At 31.6% G+C, this 7,339-nt stretch carries 3 protein-coding genes; 2 read left to right on the top strand and 1 reads right to left on the bottom strand.

Annotated features, from left to right (window positions below; genetic code table 11):
• The first annotated feature begins 442 nt into the window (after positions 1-442).
• Both NF27_RS02415 and NF27_RS02410 read left to right on the top strand, forming a co-directional pair.
• A complete protein-coding gene (locus tag NF27_RS02415; RefSeq protein WP_039455429.1) occupies positions 443-6,235 on the top strand; it encodes an NACHT domain-containing protein in 5,793 nt (1,930 codons plus the stop codon).
• A 183-nt stretch (positions 6,236-6,418) separates the two neighbouring features.
• Positions 6,419-6,682, top strand: coding sequence for an IS6 family transposase (locus tag NF27_RS02410; RefSeq protein WP_053332511.1), 264 nt, complete (start codon positions 6,419-6,421; stop codon positions 6,680-6,682).
• Between the two features lie 220 nt (positions 6,683-6,902).
• Here NF27_RS02410 and NF27_RS12300 read toward each other — a convergent pair.
• Positions 6,903-7,339: hypothetical protein (locus NF27_RS12300; RefSeq protein ID WP_039455427.1), on the bottom strand; the 437-nt coding region annotated here is incomplete at its 5' end.

The following is a 7,339-nucleotide window of genomic DNA, read 5'->3' as shown; positions in this document are numbered from 1 at the left end:
GCTTGCCTTACCTTATACCTACCTTCATATTTCATTTCTCGCAACACAACCAATTTAAGCAGTAACGCCCCTTTACCCATACCTTAATTAGAGTAATGGTAATGGCAATAAAAATAAATAAATTAGTTGCTTAGTTATTAAAATATTCAAATATATTTCATATAAATAATATGTATTTTATTTATTCTATCTTAAAATATGTTGCAAGATAAAGCATAAGCAGTATTTAAATTTATATTAATTAGCAAATAGTTTTAAAAGAAATAAATATAAAATATGTAATGAAAATTTAAAATGATAAGCAAAGAGTGAATAGGGAGCATTTTAAGTAATAGAAAAGATATAAATATCCAGTAATAAATTGTTTATGTTAAGCTTCATCCCATGTCTTTGTCTAAAATAGTTTATGGCCAATCAATAAAATATAAGGAAAGAGGGCAGTATGAGAATAGAAAGGCCAAATATAGCAAAAAATAAACAGCATGAAGTAATCACCTCTTTAAAGGAATATTATTTAAACTATAAAACTCTTAATAATCTAGTATTACAGAATGTTCCGATCACAAGCAGTTTTATTAACTTAGCCATTTTAAAAAAAGAAGTATTTGAAGAAAAGGAAAAACAGCTAAAAGAAGGAGCAGAAGAAGAAAGGGGTAAAGCAGCTAAAGTGCGGGATGAGCGATTAGAGACTTATGAATCAATACACGAAGAGAAAGAAACAATAGAGGTTAAGCAGCTATTTAATAATATAGAAGGCAGGGAAATAAAGAAAATAGCTATCTATGGTACACCAGGAATAGGTAAGAGTACATTATGCCAGTATGCTTCAGTAATGTGGAGTAAAAACCAGTTATGGAATGATAAGTTTTCAGCAGTAATATGGCTGCCGCTTAGGAAAATAGCTATAAGTATAAACAGGCAATATTCTAATACCCCAAGCGTTAGTGAGATTATAAGGGATTACTGCATGGGTGGTGACAATGATAGTAAGCCTGATTTAATAAGTATTAAGCAGTTTGTAATTAATAATTCAAAGAATACATTATTTATTTTAGATGGATATGATGAAATAATTTCATTAGTAGCTACAGCTGAAGGAAGTAGAATAACACAATTACTGACCCAAATATTAACCAATACCAACAATATAGTAATCATTACTTCTCGGCCTACTTGCAGAATCAGGCAGATTGAGGGTACTCCAGTTAATATAGATGAGGAGCTACAAAACATAGGGTTTACTAGCGAAAACATAAAAAATTATATTAATAAATTTATGTCCCCATATAAAAGTAAGGAGATAATAAGTTTTTTAGAAAGTAATAAAGGTATATGGGGAATAACTCATATCCCAATTAACTTAGAATTAATATGTTATGCATGGGAAGATTTAAGCAGAGATAAAAGTTATACTTCAAGTAGGCTATATAAAGAAATAAGTGGGAAACTGTTAAAAAGGTATTTAGTTAAAGAAAAGAATAAGCAGTTTTTTAGGGAAGAAGCAGAAGAGATAGGATTAAATGAATGGGATGAATGTAAGGAGCTAGTATTAAAATTAGAAGAGCTAGCCATAGAAGGAATGAGAAAGAACGAAATAGTAATAAGTAAAGAAGTAGTATTGCAAGTATTAGGAAGACATATAGGAGAGATACTTAAGATCGGGATAATAAAAAGTATAGGAGAAGAAGTACACTTTATACATTTAACATTCCAAGAATATTTTGCAGCAAGATATATTGCAAGAAGTATAGAAGAGGTGGGAAGTGAGAGATATGCTGAGGCAGAAAGGTTAATAAGGGAGCATAAATACACGCCTTACTATGAGGTAATGTGGGGGTATGTAGCTAGGGTCTTATATGAGAAAGGCAAAACATTAAATGATTATAGTGCACTACTAAGATTCTGGTATTTTATAGAAACTGAACCTAGAGAAATTATTGGGTTTAAGCATGTAAGCTTGTTAATTAGATGTTTAGAGGAATGCGAAGTAGATGAAAGTATCGAGGTACACAGAGAAATAATTGGGAATATTACAAAACAATTTAGTAATATTGATATTCTGAAACACAGCGTAAATATACTTAGTTCTACTTATAAAGTTAATAATAAACTTATAAATGCTTTTTTAGCTATAATTTTAAGAGAATATTTAAACGGAAAATGTAGTGATAATAAAATATATCAAGCTTTTGAAAAGTACCCCTTTATTAATCAGTATCAGAAATTAGAAGAAATAGTTAATTTCTTACTAATTAGTAATAAAGGTGAATTATATGACATGAGGGCTTTAAATGTTATTGGCATAATTTTACCCAAGCTTAATAAGCCTGAATTAATAGAAAAGATAAAAAAGTATTTGTTGGCATTTACAGAGGATATGAATCTAAGCGGCTACTCAAAAGAATACCGAATATTAATACTATCTTCACTGAGTAAATTAGTAATTAAGCTCCAGAACGGCAATTTGGCAGAAACAATAATTAACTTAATATTTAACGAGTTAAAGGTGAATAGCGAGGATGAGGCTCAAGTAACTCACAAGATTATAAGATTACTAGAGATTATAGTAAAGAGCACAAAGAATACTGAATTAGCTAAAAAAGTAATCGGAGAGCTATCAAAATTTCTTTTAACAAAAGCAGCTTTCAGCGCTAGTAGCATTATTTGTATATTATGTGAGTTATTGGATAAGGAACAAAATCTAAGTTTAATGAAGCAAATAACTGATCAGTTAAGACAAGAGTTAGATAATTATAACACAAAAGATTATAGTATAAAAATTAGATATGTATCAGCTTTAAAGGGAATTGCATATTTTACTCACGAGCCTAAAATATTAACCATTATAGCAACAGAGATAACCCTAGCACTTAATGATAGAAATATGGGAATGACAGATGAGTGGATAAAAGAGGGAGCAGTAGATGCTTTAGAAAAAATGCTAGTCAGGGCAAAAAAACCTGAAATGATAAGTGCAATAGCAAATGGAATATTATCAGCAAGCAAACAAATTGAAGGTGGGGTTGGAGAAGTATTAGCTAATATAATAATCGGTCAGCAATCTTATCAGTTACCTGAAGCAATAAAAATAATTATTGAATCCTTAACTTCACCCGATATAGAAACAAATGATAATGTTATAAAAGAATTAGTTAAAATATCAGGTATACAAAAACAAAATCTATTGGAAACAATAGTAGAAAAGTTATTAACAAGATTATCTTACACACATCTAAGTATTGAACATTCTATACTTAAGATACTACTAAGTATGCAAGGATCTAAGCCAATAGAAAACGCTGTTTTAAAATTGTTAAATGAAAATAAGCTTGATTATAGGTGGGAGTGGCACCATAATAGCGCTTCATCTCTACTTAGTGATCTAATAAATAAAAGGCCTCTCCCTGCTTTGATAGATAAGGTGGTTGGCTTTTTATTAGAAAAGTTAAAAGAAGGTGTAAAACAGTATATTAGATCTAGTGCAATAGAAGCTCTAGGTTTTTTAGGAAATACAATAGAGAACCATAATTTAGTTCTTTTTAATAAAACTATTTCTGAATTGGTAGCAAAGCTAGGCAGTAATGAAGAATGGTTCAGGTTAACTGCAGCGGGAGCTTTAACTAATATAAGAGCTATTTATAAAGAATCTAATTATGATTTACTCAAAAGAGTAGTAGAAGAACTGTTAGAGTTAACAAGTAGCAATGACAGACATATAAAAATTATGGTAGTTTTAATATTACGCTCTTTAGGGACTAAGCTTAAACAGCCGGAACTACTTAAGCCAATATATCAATACTTATTTAAACCAAAACAATCAGAGAATCATAAGGTAATTTTCTTTATAGAACGCACCATAAACACGATAGTAAGTAATAGACAAGAAAATGAGTTAGTTGAAACACTACTTACAGAATTCTTAGAGAGTGCTCGATCTGGTAATGTCCAAATTAAAAAAAGATTACAATCTGCTTTAGAGATACTAATTATTGGCAGGGAAGCAGATATAGCATACGCTATAACCAGAAATTTCCTTCTTAATTCTGATATCATTTTTCTAAATAATGAAGAAGCATTTAGGTTAGTAAATATTTATTGTTATAAATATAGCTCCAACCCTGCATGGATCGATAATACTTTTGACCATGCATTAAAGCACAAAACATACTTAGTATTTGATAAAGAAACTTTAGTAATAAGAAGCACAAAAGGCACTACCCATATTCCTTTAAGTTTAGAGCAAAAAAAAGTGCTTATAGAGGCATTAAAAGAATCAGCTAAAACAGCACAGTTACCCACTGAAGTATATGATTACTATTTAGGACAGGGAACATTACGATTAAAGAATATAACCTTAACAAATGAAAAAACAGAATTGCATGATGCTGCTGAGCGGGGAGATTTGGAAGCAGTTCAAGCTATACTTGCACACCGCAGGATATATATAAATGACCAAAACAACGAAGGAAGAGACACGCCGTTAATGTTGGCGGCAATAAACCATCATATTGCAGTAGTTAAATATTTAGTTGCAAATGGAGCAGATGTTACTTGCCTGAATAAGAACAATGATGATGCGCTCAATATTTCTTTATTTATTAAGCCAAATATGCTGCAGGGCAGAATATTGCTAGATAAATATTTTGTGACTGAACAACGGTTAAGAAAGATATTAGAAAGGGGTATGGTTAGCTATACTGGAAGATTAAATGATGAGACGGTTGCAAATATAATCTATGAGATTACAGGTAATGAAAAATTAATAAATTGGAAGAATGATATAGGTTTGCGCAGAACATATAGAATGTATCTAGAAAATATAATAAAAATTCGGCCTGAACATCAAAGAACTATACGAGTTGAGGGAGGACACTCAGATGAGATATTAGGGATAAGGCTATATTTATATATAGAGCTTTACTTAAAGTTACAAAAAGGCCTTGAAGTTGAGATACCAGATAGAGAAGCAGGTAGTAAGCTCTTCAAAGAAATTATGACAATAATTGATACATTAATAGGAGAAAAGATTAACAATTACTGGATTAGCTCTACCTACAAAGAGGTTTTAATTAAACAAAGAGCGAAGGCAATAATTAATAAATTATTGAGCTTAAGTATAGGAGAAGAGTATGTAATAAGAACAGGATATTCTGAACATGAGGTTGAAGGACTAAATGGACGCGCGGTAGTAAAGCCTGGGCATTGTTTGTATATAAGCTTAGCTAAATTTAGTGAAGATAGAATTATAGCAAGAGTGGATAACCGATGGATAGAGGCTGGTAGGATAGATGGAGTAGCTCATAGTAGGTATACTAAGCTCGAAGGAGGGATGAGAAAAATCAAATCCTATTATATAGGTTCTTTTAAATTAGAAGAGGATAAACAAGAACTAACCCAATATATTATAGGGGTAATTCAAGCAATATTTTCAAGGCCAGAAAATATAGAAAATGGATTAAGTAATATATATGGAATAGAACTACCAGAACATATAAAAAACATATCTAATGATGCTCTAAACTATATAGAAACATGGCCATATCATACTATTCAAAGTAATGACAATGGAAACTGCACTTTAAGTAGTTACAACCTTGGTATATCTGTAAGACATGGTTTAGAATTTTTTGAATGGTTACTAAATTATGAGCTGCGAGAGGCAGCAGTAGGTAATCAAAGAGCTGTAAATAGCAGCATAAGTGTTGATAATAGAGAAAATTTAAGGAGGATTGGGCGAGCGAGTGGAGGTAGTAGTATAAGTTGGAGTGAAACAATAGCTAGTAACAAGGAGAGTGAAGCTAAAGCAAGCGCTGAAACTGGTAAAACAGACCAAATAAACTTAAGTCATAATGAACTTATGAGAAAATTCCAAAAAGTATTAAAAGTAAGTTGGGATGATATATATAATGGTATTGCAGTAGAGCAAGCCATGGTATCAATGGCGGGAATAAACACTATACAAACTGATACTCAATATAGAACAAATACAAGTAACCAACCAATAACTACAACATTTAGCTTAAAATTTAACAATGTTGCTGAGCTAAATAGATTTGTTAATTACTTTAATAGCAGATTTCCAGGGTTGATAATGCAGGAAGAATTCAAGTATCAAGCTGATCAACTAAGTGATATCAGAATGAATACTAGAAGATTATATGAACAAGTAGCAAAATGGCTAGAGAGATATAATACAAGGGGTGATAACCAACAGCTAAGTCGCCATATAAGTTAAGTAATAATGACAACAATAAACTGTCAAACAAAGGAGGGCTATATGAGAGTAACTGAATAAAGAAATAATATACAAAATATTGAAAATATAGGTCACCCTCAAGAATTTATATGGTACTGCCAAGTTGTTGTCTACGGTTTAAGGATGGTGTAAAAAGTAGGGAAGGTTATAGATAAAGAGGCCATGCTCAAGTATAAAGGCTACAGGTTTCCTGTAGAGATTATAAGCTATGTGGTATGGTGTTATTATAGGCTGGCAGTGAGCTTGAGGGATATTGAATCATTACTCATGTATAAAGGAGTAGAAGTGAGCCATGAAACAATACGCAGCTGGGTGATGAGATTTGGTAGAATATATGCAAATAATCTAAAAAGAAGAGAAGGCACACGAGGAGATAAGTGGCATCTAGATGAGCAGTGCATAGTAATAAGAGGCAAGAGATACTAGCTGTGGAGAGCAATTGACCAGGAAGGCTATGAACTAGATGTATTGGTGCAACCTCATAGAAACACAACTTTGAGAGTCAAGATTCTTTAGAAGTTGCTTAACTTCCTCTACACTAATTCGGGTTAAGATCACTACCGGTTCCTAACATATCATTAACTTAAATTATAGTACAAAAATTAATTAGCAGAGAGTTATATTCTTATAACTCTCCAACCTTAATTTAAACAGCTCGTTCTTGGCTTGTTTGTTGTGTTACTCTTTCTACATGTGTTGTATTAGCTAATGTAGCAGCAACTTGGTTTATTAGCTTATTGGGATCAACTATTACTGAACTATAGTTACTACCCCTGGTATTATATTGATTATATGTACTTGTACTTAATATAAACCCCGGGAAGTTTTGATTATAGTAATTTAAAAATTGGTTATATTCATTACCGTTTGCAAAGCTTAAATTAAACTTCTCAGCATAATTTGGCTCTATTCGATATGAACTACTCGCTTGCGATGTCGTAATCCCGGCTTTACCTACTAACCCCTGCTCTACTACACTCCCTCCATATACTTCTAGATAGTTTACTCCTAATTTATTCGCTAGTTCATGCATTACTTTATTGTGAGCTTCCTTTTTAAATTCTCCAAGCTTCGGTGATAATT

The organism is Candidatus Jidaibacter acanthamoeba (assembly GCF_000815465.1).
Lineage (GTDB): Bacteria > Pseudomonadota > Alphaproteobacteria > Rickettsiales > Midichloriaceae > Jidaibacter > Jidaibacter acanthamoebae.
The sequence above is the reverse complement of the archived record's forward strand: the minus strand, read 5'-3'. Positions and strand labels throughout refer to the sequence as shown.